This window comes from Mesorhizobium sp. WSM4822, from assembly GCF_055811155.1.
In genome coordinates this window covers 181,505-199,316 of the sequence record NZ_JBVVQM010000013.1, presented here as the reverse complement: position 1 = coordinate 199,316, position 17,812 = coordinate 181,505, and the positions used below count along the sequence as shown (strand labels likewise).

At 63.3% G+C, this 17,812-nt stretch carries 15 protein-coding genes; 2 read left to right on the top strand and 13 right to left on the bottom strand.

The genetic code is table 11. From position 1 onward, the window contains the following. The first annotated feature begins 351 nt into the window (after positions 1-351). Positions 352-1,374, top strand: coding sequence for a LacI family DNA-binding transcriptional regulator (locus AC0L3E_RS27065; RefSeq protein WP_473606026.1), 1,023 nt, complete (start codon positions 352-354; stop codon positions 1,372-1,374). A gap of 86 nt (positions 1,375-1,460) precedes the next feature. On the opposite strand, the gene AC0L3E_RS27060 is transcribed toward AC0L3E_RS27065, so the two are convergent. Both AC0L3E_RS27060 and AC0L3E_RS27055 read right to left on the bottom strand, forming a co-directional pair. Beyond that, positions 1,461-2,705: a flavin-containing monooxygenase gene (locus tag AC0L3E_RS27060; protein WP_473606025.1), complete on the bottom strand. Its 1,245-nt coding sequence runs from the start codon at positions 2,703-2,705 to the stop codon at positions 1,461-1,463. Between the two features lie 165 nt (positions 2,706-2,870). After that, positions 2,871-3,779 carry a LysR family transcriptional regulator gene (locus AC0L3E_RS27055; protein WP_127328572.1) on the bottom strand — a complete coding sequence of 303 codons (909 nt, stop codon included), beginning with the start codon at positions 3,777-3,779 and terminating at the stop codon, positions 2,871-2,873. Between the two features lie 134 nt (positions 3,780-3,913). Here AC0L3E_RS27055 and AC0L3E_RS27050 point away from each other — a divergent pair, with 134 nt between their 5' ends. Beyond that, entirely contained in the window at positions 3,914-4,408 is a 495-nt protein-coding gene (locus AC0L3E_RS27050; RefSeq protein ID WP_127271222.1) for a hypothetical protein, read from the top strand. An 11-nt stretch (positions 4,409-4,419) separates the two neighbouring features. Here AC0L3E_RS27050 and AC0L3E_RS27045 read toward each other — a convergent pair whose 3' ends face one another. The 11 genes from AC0L3E_RS27045 to AC0L3E_RS26995 all read right to left on the bottom strand — a co-directional run bounded on the left by AC0L3E_RS27045 (position 4,420) and on the right by AC0L3E_RS26995 (position 17,810). After that, entirely contained in the window at positions 4,420-5,853 is a 1,434-nt protein-coding gene (locus AC0L3E_RS27045) for a S8 family serine peptidase (RefSeq protein ID WP_473606024.1), read from the bottom strand. Further along, positions 5,843-6,511, bottom strand: coding sequence for an anti-sigma factor (locus AC0L3E_RS27040; protein WP_127302105.1), 669 nt, complete (start codon positions 6,509-6,511; stop codon positions 5,843-5,845). Before AC0L3E_RS27040 ends, AC0L3E_RS27045 begins: the two co-directional genes overlap by 11 nt. After that, a complete protein-coding gene (locus AC0L3E_RS27035) occupies positions 6,508-7,074 on the bottom strand; it encodes a sigma-70 family RNA polymerase sigma factor (protein ID WP_128307295.1) in 567 nt (188 codons plus the stop codon). The genes AC0L3E_RS27040 and AC0L3E_RS27035 overlap by 4 nt, the downstream gene beginning before the upstream one ends. A gap of 159 nt (positions 7,075-7,233) precedes the next feature. Then, complete coding sequence (locus tag AC0L3E_RS27030; RefSeq protein ID WP_164898478.1) at positions 7,234-8,085, bottom strand: alkaline phosphatase family protein; 852 nt, start codon at positions 8,083-8,085, stop codon at positions 7,234-7,236. A gap of 86 nt (positions 8,086-8,171) precedes the next feature. Beyond that, positions 8,172-9,761, bottom strand: coding sequence for an ABC transporter substrate-binding protein (locus AC0L3E_RS27025; RefSeq protein ID WP_128307294.1), 1,590 nt, complete (start codon positions 9,759-9,761; stop codon positions 8,172-8,174). Between the two features lie 181 nt (positions 9,762-9,942). After that, positions 9,943-11,598 (bottom strand): ABC transporter ATP-binding protein, encoded by a 1,656-nt coding sequence (locus AC0L3E_RS27020; protein ID WP_127268158.1) that lies wholly within the window; start codon positions 11,596-11,598, stop codon positions 9,943-9,945. Further along, on the bottom strand, positions 11,598-12,422 hold the full coding sequence (locus tag AC0L3E_RS27015) for an ABC transporter permease (protein WP_127268157.1): 825 nt from the start codon (positions 12,420-12,422) through the stop codon (positions 11,598-11,600). Before AC0L3E_RS27015 ends, AC0L3E_RS27020 begins: the two co-directional genes overlap by 1 nt. 9 nt (positions 12,423-12,431) lie before the next feature. Then, positions 12,432-13,391: an ABC transporter permease gene (locus AC0L3E_RS27010; protein ID WP_127289704.1), complete on the bottom strand. Its 960-nt coding sequence runs from the start codon at positions 13,389-13,391 to the stop codon at positions 12,432-12,434. Between the two features lie 16 nt (positions 13,392-13,407). After that, positions 13,408-14,994 (bottom strand): ABC transporter substrate-binding protein, encoded by a 1,587-nt coding sequence (locus AC0L3E_RS27005; protein WP_128307293.1) that lies wholly within the window; start codon positions 14,992-14,994, stop codon positions 13,408-13,410. Between the two features lie 154 nt (positions 14,995-15,148). Then, positions 15,149-17,134, bottom strand: a complete 1,986-nt coding sequence (locus tag AC0L3E_RS27000; protein WP_473606022.1) for a CocE/NonD family hydrolase — start codon at positions 17,132-17,134, stop codon at positions 15,149-15,151. A gap of 82 nt (positions 17,135-17,216) precedes the next feature. Further along, positions 17,217-17,810, bottom strand: a complete 594-nt coding sequence (locus AC0L3E_RS26995; protein ID WP_473606020.1) for a nucleoside deaminase — start codon at positions 17,808-17,810, stop codon at positions 17,217-17,219. Positions 17,811-17,812: the final 2 nt, after the last annotated feature.

The following is a 17,812-nucleotide window of genomic DNA, read 5'->3' as shown; positions in this document are numbered from 1 at the left end:
CAGTGGGTGTCACACACCGGACGGAACCTCCATTCCGCCCGCCGACGCCGCAGGACTGTGACTCAGTCGGAAAGGAACCGCAACCTTTCGAAGAGTCTTCCAAAGCGCTTTGGCTTTTTCGATCACGCCATTGAATCGCTGGGAAGTCAAGAGGCTGGCGAGTTAATCGATTTAGGTTCGCGCATTTGCACCCCTAAAAGTGCGCTGCAACATACTATTATGGCGATGCAGCAGCAATTTTTGTTTCAAACACGCCCGGACCGCGTCTATGGTTCGGCTTGGTATGGCTCGGCCCCGGTGGCACTTGGGTCGATTCAATTTAAAAGCGCTTTGAGGGAATGGAGACCTTTCGTGAACCTCAAGCAGCTCGCCCATATGCTGGCACTTTCGCAAACCACGGTAAGCCGTGCGCTGAACGGCTATCCCGAGGTCAACGAGGAGACGCGCAGGCGTGTCATGGATGCAGCCAAGCGCCATGGCTATCGTCCCAATCCGAGCGCGCGCCGGCTGGCGACCGGCAAGACCGGTATGATCGGCTATGTCCTGCCGACCGGTGCGTCGGTCGACATCGATCCGCATTTCGTCGAGTTCCTGTCCGGTCTTGGTGACTATGCCCGCTCGCACGAGCTTGACCTTGTGCTGTCGCCGGCCGACGCCGACGACCAGGAGACGACCTACCGGCGCATCGTCGCCAACCGGCAGGTCGACGCTGTTTATATCTCCTCTCCAAGGCCCGCGGACCGGCGCGTGGCGCTGGTCAACACGCTCGGCATTCCCTTCATCGTCCATGGCCGCAGTGAGGGCTTCGACTTCGACTATGCTTTTACCGACATCGACAATGAGGGCGCCTTCCACGAGGCGGCCAGGCTGCTGATCCAACTAGGTCATCGGCGGCTGGCGTTGATCAACGGTGACGACCGCGAGACCTTCGCCATCCATCGCGAACGCGGCGTGCGCCGGGCGCTCGCCGCGAGCGGGCTGCCATTGAGCGAACGCCATGTCTGCTCGGTCGATATGACCGAAGAGAACGGCTATCGCGCCACCAGGCGTTTGCTGGAAGAGGACGACGCGCCGACGGCGATCGCCTGCTCCAGCCTGATCATGGCGCTGGGCGTCGTGCGCGCCGTACGCGACCTCGGCCTGAGCATTCCGAGCGACGTCTCGCTGATCGCCCATGACGATGTCTTCCCCTGGCTGAGGCCGGAGAATTTCTCGGTGCCGTTGTCGACGACGCGTTCATCGATTCGTCTGGCCGGCGCCCGTGTCGCCGAGCGGCTGGCGGCGCGGATTTCAGGACTGGAGGAGGGCGCGCGAGGCGAGGTCTGGCCGGTCGACCTGGTGGTTAGGGGATCGGTAGCGGGGGCGCCTGCGTAGCTGGAGATCAAACCCATGCTCTGCGGGAACCGAGTTGAGACGCGACACCCGGTTTACCCAATCATGGATCGGCTGTGTCCAGTCCGTCACGAACGCCCGACGATGTGTTCGACAAGGCGGTGCGCCTCCTCGGCAATCGCTAATATTATGCCCGATTTGCGCGTGGAGGCGAAATCTAAGCCGGCGAAGTAGATACCTGGCTGCGCAGCCACGCCATCCTCATGAACGGGCCGTCCCTGCGAGTCGAGCACCCCAGGGAGGTTCACCCAACTGAAATCACCCCGGAAGCCAGTACACCACACCACGGTCGTTATGCCGGACACGGCAACATCAAGAGAACGAATAGTCGGGTCCGGCAGATATGCCGCGACAGTCTCCGCAGGATCGGGTTCCGAAACGGGAGCATCGATTCCGGAGCGACTGATATATTCGTCGATATAGCGTTTGACGTTGGCGGAGGCTTCATCCGCAAAACGAATATGGGCTTCGAGATCGTCGGCGAACGAGAGGCGGCCGCCTTCCCCGACGCCTGCGAACCCGCCAAGCAGCACGACACCTCGGGCGCTGAGCGCTTGGAGGCTAATGGTGCGTTCTGCCCCAAGCAGACCACGAGCCGGTATGCGTTCCGCAAGACGGATTATCTCCTCTCGACGCACGTCGAGAAACCCGCTCTCGACCAGCCACATCATAATGTGGCGACCTCGGTAGCTCCGAGAGAGTCTTCCAACCCGGCTTGTGGCAAGGAAGACCGTTCGGCCTGCTTCTGCCAAGTCCTCTGCGATCTGGCCACCCGACTGGCCGCCTCCGACAACCAGCACCGCTCCATCAGCGAGATCGGCGGCGCTGCGGTAATCGGAAGCATCGATCTGGCAGAGGCCGGGCGGCAGCGAACCGGCCCAAATTGGGCGCACCGGACAATTCAGGTCGCCGCTTGCGATCACCACGTTCCGCGCCAAAACTGTGCCGCGTGAAGTGGTTAGCCTATATTCGCCATTATTGTGTCCACTGGCGAGTTCGGTCACGGCAGTATCCTGTTCGACAGGGAGGCTGTGCCGCTTGGCGAAATCTTCGAGGAGTGCGACGAATTCGTCGCGCGTCAGGGTACCGGACGGATCCGAACCGTCATAGCAGTCGCCTGGCATCACGGTCTGCACGTTGGGGGTATTCATCCGGAAAGAGTCCCACCGCTGTGTGCGCCAGGTCTCTCCGATGCGGCCTCTCTCCAGTATCCTGTGGCTTAGGCCCCGCCGTGCCAGCGAATGGCTGATGCCCAGGCCGGCCCAGCCGGCCCCGACGACCACCGCATCAAGGACATTGGCGTTACTCGTCATTGCCGCAGTCCCCGATGCTAGTGCATGTCGCCCAAAAATGGCGTCCGCATAGTCTCCCCCAAGGGGCGAGGGCAAGATAGCAGTTCTGTCGGCTCACGCCACGATCAAAATCTCGCCCGACGCCAGCAGTGGGGAGGCCACCGCAAGGGGCTGGATTCCGATATCTCACGCCGCGGATTTGAGGTGGTCGATGAAGGCGCGCAGCTTCGGCAGGACTTGGCGCTTGCCGGGATGATACAGGAAGACGCCCGGCGTCGTGGCGGCGATGCCGTCCAGCACCGGTTCGAGTTTACCTTCGGCTATCGGACCTTCAGCGATTGGTCGAGGCGTCTGCGCCAGCCCGACGCCCCGCATCGCGGCCCCGAGCAATGTCGGATAATCGTGCGCAATCAGCGGGCCTGAGAGCATCGCCTCGATCGCCTCGTTGCCGTCGACGAAAGCCCAGGGAGCAATGGCGCCGTTCGAACGGCGCAAGCGCAGGCAGGCGTGGTTGCGCAAATCATCGACGCATTCGGGGCGGCCATGGCGTTTGAGATAGTCAGGGCTGCCGACGACCACGAAGGAAAATGACGGGGTTAGCCGCACCGCGACCATGTCGACCGCGATGAACTGGCCAAGACGGATACCGGCATCGAACCCGCCGGCCGCGAGATCGACCATCTCGTCGCTCGCGGCGATCTCCAGTTCGATCTCGGGATAGGCCCGGCAGAACGACGCGATCATCGGCTCCAGGATCAAGGGCACGACGGCGCGGGGTACGGACAGGCGCAGCAGACCGGTCGGCCGCCGGCCGATGTCACGCACCGCCTCGCCGGCCGCCACAAGTTCTTCGAAAGCAGGGCCGGCACGGTCGAGGAACCGTTGGCCAGGCTCGCTCAAGCCGACACTCCGCGTTGTGCGAACGAACAACGCCGCACCCATGCGTGTTTCCAGCGCGCGCACCGCCTGGCTCACGGCGGACGGTGTCACGCCGAGTTCCGCTGCGGCGCGGCGGAAGTTGCGGTGCCTGGCGACGGCCAGGAATGCCTCGACGCCCTCCAGCGCTCCGTGCCGGACTGTGTAGTTCTGCTTCATGGGTTGTTGTGATTACAGCGGATGGTCGAATTATGGAAGCGGGCTTAGTAGGTTGGCCAAGGTCGTCCGCCAAGGGCTGCCCTGCGTCTCACGCGGTGTCGGAGGTCGCATGAACCAGTTTCGAGAGAGGCCAGATGTCAACCGAGGTCGTGTTCCAAATCCATCTTGTTCTGGGCTATGTCGCGTGGCTGCTTTGCTTCGCCGTATACGGTTTGCCGTGGCTCAGGTCTATGGACCGGGTCGCGACGCAACGCGCTGTCGCCACTCTGCACAGCTTCCGCTTCTTCGGGCTGGTCTTCCTCGTTCCGGGTGTCGTCGGCCCCGATTTGCCTGCCGGCTTTGCCGTGTTTGCTGCCTACGGCGACCTCATAACAGGAGTGCTGGCCATGCTGGCGCTGGTCACGGCAAGGATACCTCGGATCTTCTGGGCGCTCGTCGTTGCCTTCAATCTGGTCGGGACTGTCGACCTCGTCGTAGACTATTACCACGCCATCCAGGTCGGCCTTCCCCAGCGTGCGGGCGAACTGGGCGCCACCTACGCGATCCCGATCATCTACGTGCCGCTGCTGATGATCACGCACACCGTCGCGCTCTATTTTCTGGTGCGTCCTCCGCAAGCCGCGACTTGACCTGTCGCAGACTAATCCTTTGCCGCCGCCGCCTTGATGTCCAGCAGGCCGTGGCCGAAATCATCGTCGCGTCCCTTGGGGCCGAGATCCCTGGCCGTCGCCGCGAGCGCCTTCTCGATGTCGTCGGCCGAGCGATCGGGCGCGGCATGGATGAGATTGGCGATGGCGCCGCTCACGATCGCCGCCGCAAACGAGGTGCCGGTGACCACGTCCGAACCGCCGCCGCTCGGCGCCACCATCTCGACGCCGGGCGCCGAGATGAAGACATAGGCGCCGCGATTGGCCTGCGGCATCAGCCCGTCCTTGGCGTCGGTTGCGGTCACCGCGATGACGCCGTCGAAGGCGGCCGGATAGCCATAAGGCGCTTTCGGCCCGTTGTTGCCGGCGGCAGCGACCAGCACCATGCCGAGTGCGCGGGCATTGCGGCAGGCGACGCCGAGCAAATCGTTCTTCGGCCCGACGAAGCTCATATTGATGATGCGCACGTCCTGTTCCGCCGCCCAGTCGAGCGCCGACAGGATGACGTCCATGGTCGACTTGCCGCCCTCGAAGGCGCGGGCGTGATAGATCTTTGCGCCCGGCGCCATGCCTTCCAGCACGCCGACGCCGGCGATCAGCCCGTCGATCGACGTGCCGTGATCGCGCTTTTCGATCGGCACGTCGGGCATGGCGTCGAACTGCCCGGCAATGACGCCCGACAGCGCCGGGTTGGTGTCGTCGATGCCAGTGTCGATCACCGCGATGCGGACGTTTTCGCCGCTGGCCTGCTTGGCATCGAGCGCGATACGATCGAACGCATAGTTGACGATGCCGGCGGCCTGCTGCAGCGAATAGACATGGTTGGGCTCGCGCCGCTGGGTGCGGCCGTCGGCGGCCAGTTGCGCCAGCACGACGCCGACGGGCCGGCCGTCGGGAATGCCGAAGCGCACCAGCGTGGTGCCAAGCAGAAGCGACTGGCGCTGCGAGCGCACCTGCAGGCCGAAAGAAGCGGCGATCTGCTGGACGGCGCCGGCATCGCCGTCGACGGTCACCAGCACCTCGTCGGGCACGAAATCGCCGACCACCGCGCGCGGCGGCTGAACGGCAATGAGATCGGTCGGCGAGACGATCGGGCCGCCAGGCGGGGGGCCGGCTTGGTTATCGGCAGGCGGCGTCGCGGGTGCCGGCCGTGGCGTCGGCACAGGGGTCGGAGGCGCCGCCGGGTTAGGAAACAGGTCGACGATCAGCGCCGGCAGGAAGACGGCGCCGGATTGGCCTGCGTCCGATCCGCCCTTTGTGTCGCTGCCATCCTTGGCGCAGTCGGCTCCCGCCGCATGGGTCCCATCGCCGCAGTCGATTTGCGTCCGATCAGGATTGGCGCTGCTGGTCTGCGCCGACGCGGGCACGGCGATCGCCATCGCCGTCGCAAGCACTGCCGCAAATCGAATGACTGCCTCAGCCGCCATCAACCGGTTTCCTTCCCTCGATCACAGTTTCCGCGAAGGGCTGGGCGGCAATGAGGCCGATTTGCTTGGTGTAGTCGGCTGCGTTGGCAGCCGGGATGCCAAGCCGGAACACGCCGTCGGCGGTCGGTCCGCCGACGATCTTCATGCCGTTGCTGCCGAGGAAGGCGGATATGTCCGACATCCTGGCATCCGGCTTGAACTTGACCAGCGCGAACGGCATTTTCGCCGGATCGTTTTCCGCGCCGGCAATCTCGAAATCATTGCCCTTGCCGCCGGGTTCGACAAACGACTGCACCATGACCAGGGCCAGCAGAACCGCGGCTGCCGCCCAGGCGACACCGACCGGCACCGCCATGAAGCGGCCCCAGGCCTGCGCCAGCCAGGACGATCCTGCCGGCTTGCGCGCAGGCCCGGCCTCGGCGTCGAGTGCCTTGGCAAAGCGGCTGAGCGCATCGGCCGGCGGCCGGATTGCTTCGTTGGCGGCCGTGGCGCCGGAGAATTCGGCTTCAGCCTCGCCAAGGGCGGCAAGTGCGGCCGGATCGCTGGCCAGCCATTCCTCGACCGCTTCCAGGTCGGAACCTTCCAGCGAGCCGTTCAGGTAGAACGGCAGCAGCGTTTCCATTTCGTCGCGGCGCGACATCTTTTCAGCGGCGCTCATGGCCACCCCCTGTCGTAACCGGCGGCCTTGAGGGCCTCTCCGAGTTTCTTGCGGGCGTAGAACATCCGGGTCTTGATGGTGGCGACCGGAATGTCGAGCACCTCGCCGATCTCGCTCACCGATTGTCCGTGATAATAGGCAAGATCGATGACCACGCGATGCTCTTCGGGCAAGGTGTCGACGAAGCGCCGCAGGGCGGCGGCCTTGTCTTCCTTCATGGTGACGACTTCCGGCGTGTCGGCGCCGTCGGGCACCGCGGCGGCGGCCTCGTCGTCGATCCAGTCTTCCTTCTTCTTGCGCAGAAAGGACAGCGCCTTGAAACGAGCGATGCCGAGCAGCCATGTCGAGACTTCGGAACGCCCTTCGAAGCCTGGCGCCTGGCGCCATAGCTCGAGGAAGACTTCGTTGGCGATATCGTCGGCCATCATTTCCGATCCCGTCTGGCGCGCCACGAAGCGGTAGACCCGCGCGTGGTGACGCATGAACAGGAGCCGCACGGCGGCACGGTCGCCCTTCGCGACCCGGTCGACGAGAGCGCGATCGGTCTCCGTCGCTGCCGTCATGGCCGGTCGAGCCGCCTGGCTCCTGTCTGCTCTGTCGCTGATCGGTCCAAAAAGGTTCATCCTCCGCCAAGGAATTTTTGGGAGGCTAACCGAAGTAAGGAAGTGTTGCCAGAGGCAGGGTCTTCCCTTCCCCCACAAGGGGGGAAGGGAGAGTCGCGCTCACCCCAAAAACGGCTTCGCCTTCATCGTCTCCGGTATTGCCACACCCAGCCGGCTCAGCACTGTCGGCGCCAGCTGCAGCTGGTCGAGCAGCGTGTCGGCCTGCGGACCCTTACCTTGTCCAAAATAGTACAGCGCGAAATCCTGCATCTCGTCGTCATGGCCGCCATGATGGCCACGATCGGTCTGGCCGTGATCGGCGGTGACGATCACCTCATAGCCGGCTTCGATCCAGCGCGGCAGGAAGGCGGCCAGCATCCCGTCCATCGCATAGACGGCATGGTCCATCTCGTGGCAGTCGTGGCCGAAGCGGTGTCCCATCGAGTCCAGCGTGCAGGTGTGCAGGATGCCGTAGTCGATGCCATGGCGTTTCGTCAGCATCGTCAGCGTCGCGAACAGGTCGACATCGCTCGGCGTCATCTGGTTGCGAAGATTGTAACCGGTCATGGTGTGGAAGCGGCCATGCGTGATCGGCCCGCCTGGCTCGTCGAACTCCATGTCCTCGACCACGTCGAACGGATAGCCGCGGAAGAATTCCGACCAGTAGGAATGCGTCACCGCCCCCGTCTTGCCGCCTGCCTTGCTGACTTCGGAGAAGATATCGGGCTGCTCGACGCGGAACCGGGTCTCGTTGGAGAGAATCCCGTGCACCTGCGGTGAGACCCCGGTGTGGATCGACGCATAGCAGCAGGCCGAGGTCGACGGCAGCACCGAGCGCATCTTCCAGACGCGCGCCTCGCCCGATTGCACCCAGCCTTCGAGATTGCCCATCAGCCGGCGCCAGTTCCGGTAAGGCACGCCGTCGAGGATGATCAGCAGAAGCTTGGACTTGAGCGCCACGGGCTGCTCCATGCGGTTGGCGGTTGAAACGGGAACGCCGTGTGCCGTCTTGGGCACACGGCGTTCTTGATAGATGAAATCGGACGATCAGAGTCCGCTCAAGCGTTGAGCCAGCACTCGGCAAGCGCGTAGCCGTCCATCATTTCGCCGATAGGGCTCTTGGCATAGCCGCCGATCTTGCTGGTGGCGGCCGCGTCGATGAACTGGTTGAAGAAGGGCACGATCAGCCCGCCTTCGTCACGCATCATCACTGCCATGTCGTGGTAGATTGCCTGGCGCTTGGCCTGGTCGAGCTCGCCTCGCGCGGTAAACAGCATCTTGTCGAATTCCGGCCGCTTGAAGCGCGTGTCGTTCCAGTCGGCGGTCGAGACATAGCCGGTGGAATACATCTGGTCCTGCGTCGCGCGTCCGCCCCAGTAGGAGAGCGAGAAAGGCTGCTTGTTCCAGACCTCCGACCAGTAGCCGTCGCCGGGCTCGCGCTTGATCTCGATCTTGATGCCGGCTTTGGCGCAGGACTGCTGATAGAGTTGTGCGGCATCGACGGCGCCCGGGAAGGCGACGTCCGAGGTGCGCAGCACGATCGAGCCGCTGTGGCCCGATTTCTTATAGGCTGCCGCCGCCTTGTCCGGATCGAACTTGCGCTGCTCGATGTCGGCGGAAAACAGCGGATAGGCCTCGTTGATCGGGAAGTCGTTACCCACCGAGCCATAGCCGCGCAGGATCTTTTCCAGCATCTCGTCGCGGTCCATGGCAAGCTTCAGCGCCATCCGCAGATCGTTGCTGTCGAAGGGGGCGGTGTCGCAGAACATGTTGAACGGATAGTAGCCCTTGCCCGAGACGTTCTCGATGGAGACGCCCGCGATGCGCTTGACCAGATCGACGACCTTCGGCTCGACGCGGTTGATCATGTGCACCTGGCCGCCCTGCAGGGCGGCAAGCCGTGCGGTCGCGTCATTGATGACGATGATTTCGACCTGGTCGGCATGGCCGGCCTTGTCGCCCAGCCAGTAATTGGCAAAGCGCTCGCCGCCATGGCGCACGCCGGGCTGGTTGACGCTAACCTTATAGGGACCGGCGCTGATGCCGGCGTTCGGATCGTCCTTGCCGCCATTCGGCTGGATGGTGAGATGGTAGTCGGCCATCAGATAGGGGAAGTCGGCATCGGCGTCGCCGAGCGTGACGATGACCTCCTTGCCGCTCGCCTTGATCCCCTTGATGTTCTTGAGGATGCCGAGTGCTCCGGACTTGGACTTCTCGTCCGCATGGCGCTCAATGGTGGCAGCAACATCCTCCGCGCCGACCGTCTTGCCATTGTGGAACTCGATGCCGTCGCGGATCTTGATTGTCCATGTCTTGGCGTCGGCCGAGGCGCCAATCTCCTCGGCAATCAGGTTGACCAGCTTGTTGTCCGGGGTGAGGCGCACGAGATACTCGCCCCAAAGCTTGCCGAAGCTGAAGGTAACCTGGCTGAGGTTCAGCGCCGGATCGAGGCTGTTGGTGGATTCACCGCCCTGCAGACCGGCCTTGATGATACCGCCCTTCACCGCCGTCTGGGCAAATGCCTTGCCGGTCAGCGCCGGCATCAGGGCCGCCGATACGCCGAGCGCGGCGGCGCGCCCAAGAAAGGCGCGGCGCGATATCCGGCCTTGACCGGCGAGTTCGGCGAGATAATCGAGTTCAGTCTTCATGTCCTACCCCTGTTTTAAAGTCGTGCGAGCGGCGCTCGTCCCGAAGGACGTTTGGCGTTCTAGTGTTGCATCCGGATGACGGTCGCCGGCGCCCCATGTGGCGGCTTGGTCTGGTGCAATTCCCAGGGGAAGCGCCATGCGTTTCTTCTGGGAGAACCGGTTCCAGTTTCCCCGAATTGCTTTAGTTGCCCGCGCTGGCCATGCGCCGTCCCTTGATTGCCTTTTCCAGCCAGCCGATTTCCATCTCTGGAACCGAGGAGAGCAGCAGGTCGGTGTAGGCGTCGAAGGGCGGGCTTAGCACCTGGCTCTTGGGGCCGTAGCGCACCACCTCGCCGCGATACATAACCGCGATCGAATCGGCGATCGACTTCACAGTGGCGAGGTCGTGCGTGATGAACAGATAGGCGACGTTCTCCTCCTTCTGCAACTCCAGCAGCAGCTTGAGGATGCCGTTGGCGACCAGCGGATCGAGCGCAGAGGTCACCTCGTCGCAGATGATCAGCTTCGGCTTGGCGGCAAGCGATCGGGCGATGCAGACACGCTGTTTCTGGCCGCCGGAAAGTTCGGCCGGATAGCGGTCGGAAAAGCCCTTGCCCATCTCGATCTTGTCGAGCAGTTCGGCGACGCGCCTGTCGCGCTCGCGGCCGCGTATGCCGAAATAGAATTCGAGCGGCCGGCCGATGATGGTGCCGACGGTCTGGCGCGGGTTCATCGCCACGTCGGCCATCTGGTAGATCATCTGCAACTGGCGCAAATCCTCCTTCGGCCGGTCGGCCAGCCTGTTGGCCAGCGGACGTCCGTCGAAGGTGACGGTGCCCTGTTCGGGCGGCAGCAGGCCAGTGATGGCGCGTGCCAGCGTCGACTTGCCGGAGCCGGACTCGCCGACCACGGCCAGCGTCTGACCCGGATAGATGTCGACCGAGACGTTCTTCAGCACCTTGATGTCGCTGCGGCCATAGGCGGCGGTGACGTTCTTCACCGACAGGAAAGGCGACGTGCCGGGCTTCTGCTCCTGGTGTTCGATCTCATGCACCGAGACCAGCGCATTGGTGTATTCCTGGCGCGGCTCCTTGATGATCTGCCTTGTGCCGCCCCATTCGACCAGCCTTCCATGGCGCAGCACCATGATCTCGTCTGAGACCTGGGCGACGACGGCAAGGTCGTGGGTGATGTAGAGCGCAGCGACATGGGTGTCGCGGATGGCATCCTTGATCGCCGCCAGCACGTCGATCTGCGTCGTCACGTCGAGCGCCGTTGTCGGCTCGTCGAAGACGATCAGGTCCGGCTCGGAGCACAGCGCCATCGCCGTCATCACGCGCTGCAACTGGCCACCCGAAACCTGGTGCGGAAAGCGCTCGCCGATGGTTTCAGGGTTTGGCAGGCTGAGCTTCTTGAACAGCGCAACCGCGCGCTTCTCGGCCTCGGCCCGCGTTGCCGTACCGTGCAGCAGCGTGGCTTCCACCACCTGGTCCATCAGCCGGTGCGCCGGGTTGAAGGCGGCTGCCGCCGATTGCGCGACATAGCAGACCTCGCGGCCGCGTAATTTGCGGAAGCCGTCCTTGCCGCCCTTGAGGATGTCGCGGCCGTTCAGGATCACCTCGCCGCCGGTGATGCGCACGCCGCCGCGGCCATAGCCCATCGACGACAGGCCGATGGTCGACTTGCCGGCGCCGGACTCGCCGATCAGGCCGAGCACCTTGCCTTTTTCAAGCGTCAGCGAGACATCGTGCACCAGCACGATGTTCTTTGGCGGCTCGCCGGGCGGGAAGACGGTGGCTTCGATGCGCAGGTTGCGGATGTCGAGCAGCAGGCCTGATTTCGCTTTGGTGTCGGCCATCACCCGCGTCCTCCCTTGAGGCTGGTCGTCCGGTTGAGCACCCAGTCGGCAACCAGGTTGACGGAAATCGCCAACAGGGCGATCGCCGCCGCCGGGATAAGCGCGGCCGCGATGCCGAAGACGATGCCATCCTTGTTTTCCTTGACCATGCCGCCCCAGTCGGCGTCCGGTGGCTGCACGCCAAGGCCGAGGAACGACAGCGTCGACAGGAACAGCACGGCATAGATGAAGCGCAGGCCGAGTTCCGAAACCAGCGGCGACAATGCGTTGGGAAGGATCTCGCGGAAGATGATCCAGCCGCTGCCCTCACCACGCAGTTTCGCCGCCTCGACATAGTCCATGACGTTGATGTCGACGGCGACCGCGCGCGACAGGCGATAGACGCGGGTCGAATCCAGAATGCCCATCACCAGGATCAGCGTCACCAGATTGGTCGGCAGCACTGACAGCACGACGAGACCCATGATCAGCGTCGGGATCGACATCAAGAGATCGACGAGGCGCGACAGCAGCGTGTCGAACCAGCCGCCGAAGACGGCCGCCGAGAAGCCGAGGATGGCGCCGAGCGAGAATGACAGTGCGGTGGCCAGCACCGCGATGAACAAAGTGATGCGGGCGCCGTAGATCATGCGAGACAGAAGATCGCGGCCGAGATTGTCGGTGCCCAGCAAATGGGCAGCCGACATCGGTTCCCAGACGTCGCCGACGATTTCGCCATTGCCGTGCGGCGCGATCCAGGGGGCGAAGATCGCCGCCAGCACGAACAATGCCGTCAGCACGATCCCGATCAGCGCGGGGAGGGGGATGCGTTTGATATCGAGCATATCCGCCCCCTATTTCGGATGTCTGAGACGCGGATTGGCGACGATCGCCGCTATGTCCGCAATGATATTCAGGCTGATATAAACGGCGGCGAAGATCAGGCCGACCGCCTGCACCACCGGCACGTCGCGTTTGGTGACGTGGTCGACCAGATACTGCCCCATGCCCGGATAGACGAAAATCACCTCGACCACGACGACGCCGACGATCAGGTAGGCGAGGTTGAGCATGACGACGTTGATGATCGGCGCGATGGCATTGGGGAAGGCGTGCTTGCGGATGACGTTGAAGGCCGACAGGCCCTTCAGTTCCGCCGTCTCGACATAGGCCGACTGCATGACATTGAGGATCGCCGCGCGTGTCATGCGCATCATGTGGGCGAGCACGACCAGCGTCAGCGCGGCCGCCGGCAGAGCGATCGCCTGCATGCGCTCGCCAAAAGGCATGCCGTCATAGACGGTCGAGATGCCCGGGAAGATTTGCCATTTCACGGCGAAGAAATAGACCAGCACATAGCCGATGAAGAACTCGGGAAAGGAGGTCGAGGCCAGCGCCAGCCCGGAGATCAGCTTGTCGACCCAGCCATTGCGGTAGCGCACCGCGATCAGGCCGAGAATGATCGCCAGCGGCACGGCGACGATCGCCGCCCAGAAGGCGAGAAACAGCGTGTTCCACAGCCGTCCCTTGATCGACGTGGCGATATCCTGCCCGCTCGACATGGCCGTGCCGAGATCGCCGGTCAGCACACCGCCGAGCCAGCGGAAATACCTGATATAGGCCGGATCGTTGAGGCCGAGCTGCTCGCGCAGATTGGCGAGCGACTCCGGTGTCGCCGATTGTCCGAGAATGGCTTGCGCGACATCGCCGGGCAGGATCTGGGTGCCAGCGAAGATCAGGACCGAAACGGCCAACAAGAGGAGAATGCCCAGCGCAACGCGCTGGGCCACCAGTTTCAAGATGGGTGAGGACATGTCCGCAAGGCCAAGCTCAGGCTTCGAGCCAGCACTTCGCCAGCGCGTAGCCGTTCATCAGCTCCTGATGCGGATCATCGACCCAGCCACCGACCTTGGCGCCGGTAGCGTCGATGAACTGGTTGAACATCGGCAGGATCAAGCCGCCCTCGTCTCGTACCAGGACAGCCATGTCATGGTACATCTGCTTGCGCTTGGTCTCGTCGAGCTCGGCGCGCGCCGCCAGCACCATTTTGTCGAAGTCCGGGCGCTTGAAACGCGTGTCGTTCCAGTCGGCGGTCGACAGATAAGCGGTGGAGTACATCTGGTCCTGGGTCGAGCGGCCGCCCCAGTAGGAAGCGCAGAAGGGCTGCTTGTTCCAGACTTCGTTCCAATAGCCGTCGCCGGGCTCACGCTTCAGCTCGATCTTGATGCCGGCCTTGGCAGCGCTCTGCTGGAAGAGCTGGGAAGCATCGACGGCGCCCGGGAAAGCGACGTCCGAGGTGCGCAGCAGGACGGCGCCATCATAGCCCGACTTCTTGAAGTGGAACTTGGCCTTGTCGGGATCGTACTTGCGCTGCTCGATCTCGGTAAACAGCGGATAGGACGCATTGATCGGGAAGTCGTTGCCGAGCGAGCCGTAGCCGCGCAGGATCTTGTCCAGCATTTCCTCGCGGTCGATGGCCAGCTTCAGTGCCATGCGCAAATCGGCGTTGTCGAACGGCGCCGTGTTGCAATGCATGATGAACACGTAGTGGCCGGGACCCGCGTGGTTGCGGATGGTGACGCCCGGCAGGCGCTTGATCAGATCGACGATCTTTGGCTCGACGCGGTTGATCATATTGACCTGGCCGCCCTGCAGGGCGGCCGTGCGCGCCGTCGCATCGTTGATGACGATGATCTCGATCTGGTCGGCGTGGCCCATCTTGTCGCCCTGCCAGTAATTGGCGAAACGCTCGCCGCCATGGCGCACGCCGGGCTCATTGGTCGTGATCTTGTAAGGACCGGCCGAGATGCCTGCGTCGGCCTTGTCCTTGCCGCCATTCGGTTGGACGATCAGGTGATAGTCGCTGAGCAAATAGGGCAGATCGGCATTGGCTTCCTTCAGGGTCAGCACGACTTCCTTGCCGCTGGCCTTGATGGTCTCGATGCCCTTCATGTAGCCGAGCGCGCCGGATTTCGACTTCTCGTCGGAATGGCGCTCAAGTGTGGCGGCCACATCCTCGGCGGTCACCGTCTTGCCGTTGTGGAATTCGACGCCGTCTCGGATCTTCAGCGTCCACACCTTGGCGTCGTCCGACGAGCCGATCTCCTCGGCGATGCGGTTCTCGAGCTTGCCTTCCGGCGAAAGCTCGACGATCAATTCGCCCCACATCTTGCCGAAGGCGAACGGCACCTGAGTCATGAACAGTGCCGGATCAAGGCTGTTGGTGGACTCGCCGCCGACAAGTCCGGCCTTCAGTGTACCGCCCTTGACCGGACCTGCCGCGCGTGCAGCGCTTGAAAGCAGCGAGTTGGCGAAGGGTGCGGAGATACCGAGCGCCGCCGCCCGGCCGAGAAAATCACGACGGCTCAGTTTGCCCGACGCGACACGCCGGCTAAGAAATTCCAGTTCGTTCGACATTTTGAGTTCCTCACTCTGTTGGTTCGACTCTGCGGTCGTTTTTCTTGTTTCTTGTGAGGAGAATAATGACCGCAAGGGAAAGCGGTAAGCAAGACCGAATGCGACATGCCGTGGCGTAAATCGTACGTCGCAATTGGACCAATGAACTCGGTGCTCAAAGAAGCGCGCGCGGCACCTTCTCCTCGAAATTGCGCTCGAAGACGAGCGTTTCGTCCTCATAGGCCTCGATTCTGGCGCTGACGATGAAGTTTTGCGCGTCCGACCGCATTTCGGCTGTCGTTTCGGTGCGTACCGACCATCCGTTTCGCGACAGGGTCTGCGTCCAGTGCGTCTTCCCCGAGGCCGACAGCGGATCATCGGGGTGGATCGTCCAGGTCTCGCGGGCGGTGCTGCCATTGGCCAGGCCATGAGCGAGATCGCGCACCTCGCCGAAATCATCAACGATGGAAAGCGTCACGATTCCCGTCTTTTCGTCACGATCGATATGGCGCTCGGAATTGCTGGCGCGGATCGTCTCCGTTGCCCAGGGAGTGGCACCTTCCGGCTCGGCGAACGCCGCTTCGTCGTCTGTCGCCAGCGGCCGCAGCGGCAAGCGGAGCGTCGCCGCCGACAAGGTCAGCCGGACCGGCTCCGGCGACGGCCAGATGGCAGGCCAATAGGCGTTCGAAACGGCAACGCGCAGGTGGTGGCCGGCAGGCACGCGGTAGGCGCATTGATCGAGCACTACGCGCGCAGACACGGTTTCACCCGGCACCAGCGCCTCCGGAAATTCGTGCGAATTGCGGTGCGTCAGATTGAGTACGCCATAGGAGATCAACTCCGAGGCGCCGTCGGGATGCACATCGCAAAGCCGGACCGCGATGTTGGCCTGCGGACGATCAGAGGATAGCTGCAGCTCGACCTCCGGGGCGCCGACGATGTCGATCGGCTCGCTGAGTTCCGGCTGGTCGAAACACGCCGACAGGGCATCGTCGGGGCGCTGATCGCCAGGCAGTTCGGGGCCGAAGGTGAAAGGAAAATACTCGCCGCCGGCCAGGCCGCAGCTTTGCGGCGAGGCCACGATGGCGGGTTTTTCCGTTGCGGGGATCAGATCGACCGTCTGCGTCTTGATGTTGGACGATGGCCATTCCTGCTCCGCCACCCAGCGGCCAGGCCGCTCGGGGTGCCAGCGCGCTGGGCGCACGCTGTCCATGACATAGGCGCGGTAGGCCGGGTCGGACTCGACACCGGTGTCGACACCCTTCAGCCAGCGGTCCCACCAGCGCAGAGCCTCCTGCAGGAAGCCGATGGCGGGTTTTGGTCCTGCGTAGTGCGGGTATTTGTGGATCCATGGCCCGATAATGCCCTTGACCGGGGCTTCGATGTTGCTGGCCAGATGCGAGACCGTGTTGCGGTAGCCGTCATGCCAGCCGCCGATCGACAGCACCGCGGCTTTGACGGCGGAGAAATCCTCGCAGATCGAGCCGCGCTTCCAGTAGGCATCACGGTGCTGGTGTTTCAGCCACAGCGGCGCCAGGAAGGATTGGTTCTCCAGCCGGGTCAGCCACAGATCGCGCCATCTGTTGTCGCCGGCCAGCAGCGGGTCCGGTGGCCGCGACGAGTAGGACAGCATGGTCGAGGCCCAGCCGAAGTTCTCGATCAGCAGGCAGCCGCCCTTGTAGTGGATGTCGTCGGCATAGCGGTCGACGGTCGAGCATAGGCTGATCACGGCTTTCAGCGCCGGCGGCTGCTTGGCCGCCACCTGCAGGCAGTTGAAGCCGCCCCAGGAAATGCCCATCATGCCGACATTGCCGTTGCACCAGGGCTGGCTTCCCGCCCAGGCGATGACGTCGCAGGCGTCCTGCAATTCCTGCTCGGAATACTCGTCGTCCATCAGCCCTTCGGAATCGCCATTGCCGCGCATGTCGACGCGGATCGAGGCATAGCCGTGGCCGGCGAAATAGGGATGCGTCAGCTGATCGCGAAAGATGGTGCCGTCGCGCTTGCGGTAAGGCAGATGCTCCAGGATCGCTGGCACCGGATCATCGCCGGCATCTTCCGGCATCCACACCCGCGCCGAGAGCCGGCAGCCGTCCGGCATGACGATCCCCATGTCCGGGAATTCGACGACCTTGCGGGAAAATTCGGTGACTGTTTTCATGGCATGCTCCAGGATCGCCAGATGATGGAGCCGGTGGGATCGCGTCGTGGGCCAGCCAACGAATTCGGCTGGTCAATCCGCGTCAATTCAGCGGAATGTCGTTATCGTCCTTATTCGCCTGATAGACGCCGGACAACTCATCGTAGCGCGCCGAAATCGCGCCGATACGTGTTTGCAGCCGTTGCCGCTCGGCTTCGGGCAAAGTTCGCACCAACCGACGTATGGAAAAGCTCTTCCAGTAGGCATTCTCGGCATTGTAGCCGCCGGGATCGAGGGTGAAGACCTCTTTCAGGATTTTCAGGTCGTGCGGGATGGCAAAGCTGTCGCGCGAATCCTCGTGGCTGAACAGATAGTAGAAATTGTCGAAGCCGGTCCAGGTGATCGCCGACAGGCAGAGCGAGCAGGGTTCGTGCGTGGCGATGAAGATGGCGTCTTTCGTATCGACGCGTTCAGCCCTGGGCATTTCGTAGAAGCGCTTCAGGCAGTGCACCTCGCCGTGCCAGAGCGGGTTTTCCATCTCGTTGTTGGTTTCGGCCAGCACCAGCGACCGGTCGTCCTTGCGCAGGATCGCGGCGCCGAACAGCTTGTTGCCATGGGTGACGCCGTAGGCCGTCTTCGGCACGATGTCGTGCTCGATAACGTCGAGCAGGCGGTCGATCAGCGAAATATCCGTCATCA

Excerpts from the sequence above, each read along its gene's own strand:
- AC0L3E_RS27055 (WP_127328572.1), bottom strand. The coding sequence starts at position 3,779 with ATGAAGCAGAACTACACAGTCCGGCACGGAGCGCTGGAGGGCGTCGAG.
- AC0L3E_RS27050 (WP_127271222.1), top strand. The coding sequence starts at position 3,914 with ATGTCAACCGAGGTCGTGTTCCAAATCCATCTTGTTCTGGGCTATGTC.
- AC0L3E_RS27060 (WP_473606025.1), bottom strand. The coding sequence starts at position 2,705 with ATGACGAGTAACGCCAATGTCCTTGATGCGGTGGTCGTCGGGGCCGGC.
- AC0L3E_RS27040 (WP_127302105.1), bottom strand. The coding sequence starts at position 6,511 with ATGAGCGCCGCTGAAAAGATGTCGCGCCGCGACGAAATGGAAACGCTG.
- AC0L3E_RS27030 (WP_164898478.1), bottom strand. The coding sequence starts at position 8,085 with ATGGAGCAGCCCGTGGCGCTCAAGTCCAAGCTTCTGCTGATCATCCTC.
- AC0L3E_RS26995 (WP_473606020.1), bottom strand. The coding sequence starts at position 17,810 with ATGACGGATATTTCGCTGATCGACCGCCTGCTCGACGTTATCGAGCAC.
- AC0L3E_RS27000 (WP_473606022.1), bottom strand. The coding sequence starts at position 17,134 with ATGAAAACAGTCACCGAATTTTCCCGCAAGGTCGTCGAATTCCCGGAC.
- AC0L3E_RS27045 (WP_473606024.1), bottom strand. The coding sequence starts at position 5,853 with ATGGCGGCTGAGGCAGTCATTCGATTTGCGGCAGTGCTTGCGACGGCG.
- AC0L3E_RS27035 (WP_128307295.1), bottom strand. The coding sequence starts at position 7,074 with ATGACGGCAGCGACGGAGACCGATCGCGCTCTCGTCGACCGGGTCGCG.
- AC0L3E_RS27015 (WP_127268157.1), bottom strand. The coding sequence starts at position 12,422 with ATGCTCGATATCAAACGCATCCCCCTCCCCGCGCTGATCGGGATCGTG.
- AC0L3E_RS27010 (WP_127289704.1), bottom strand. The coding sequence starts at position 13,391 with ATGTCCTCACCCATCTTGAAACTGGTGGCCCAGCGCGTTGCGCTGGGC.
- AC0L3E_RS27025 (WP_128307294.1), bottom strand. The coding sequence starts at position 9,761 with ATGAAGACTGAACTCGATTATCTCGCCGAACTCGCCGGTCAAGGCCGG.
- AC0L3E_RS27005 (WP_128307293.1), bottom strand. The coding sequence starts at position 14,994 with ATGTCGAACGAACTGGAATTTCTTAGCCGGCGTGTCGCGTCGGGCAAA.
- AC0L3E_RS27020 (WP_127268158.1), bottom strand. The coding sequence starts at position 11,598 with ATGGCCGACACCAAAGCGAAATCAGGCCTGCTGCTCGACATCCGCAAC.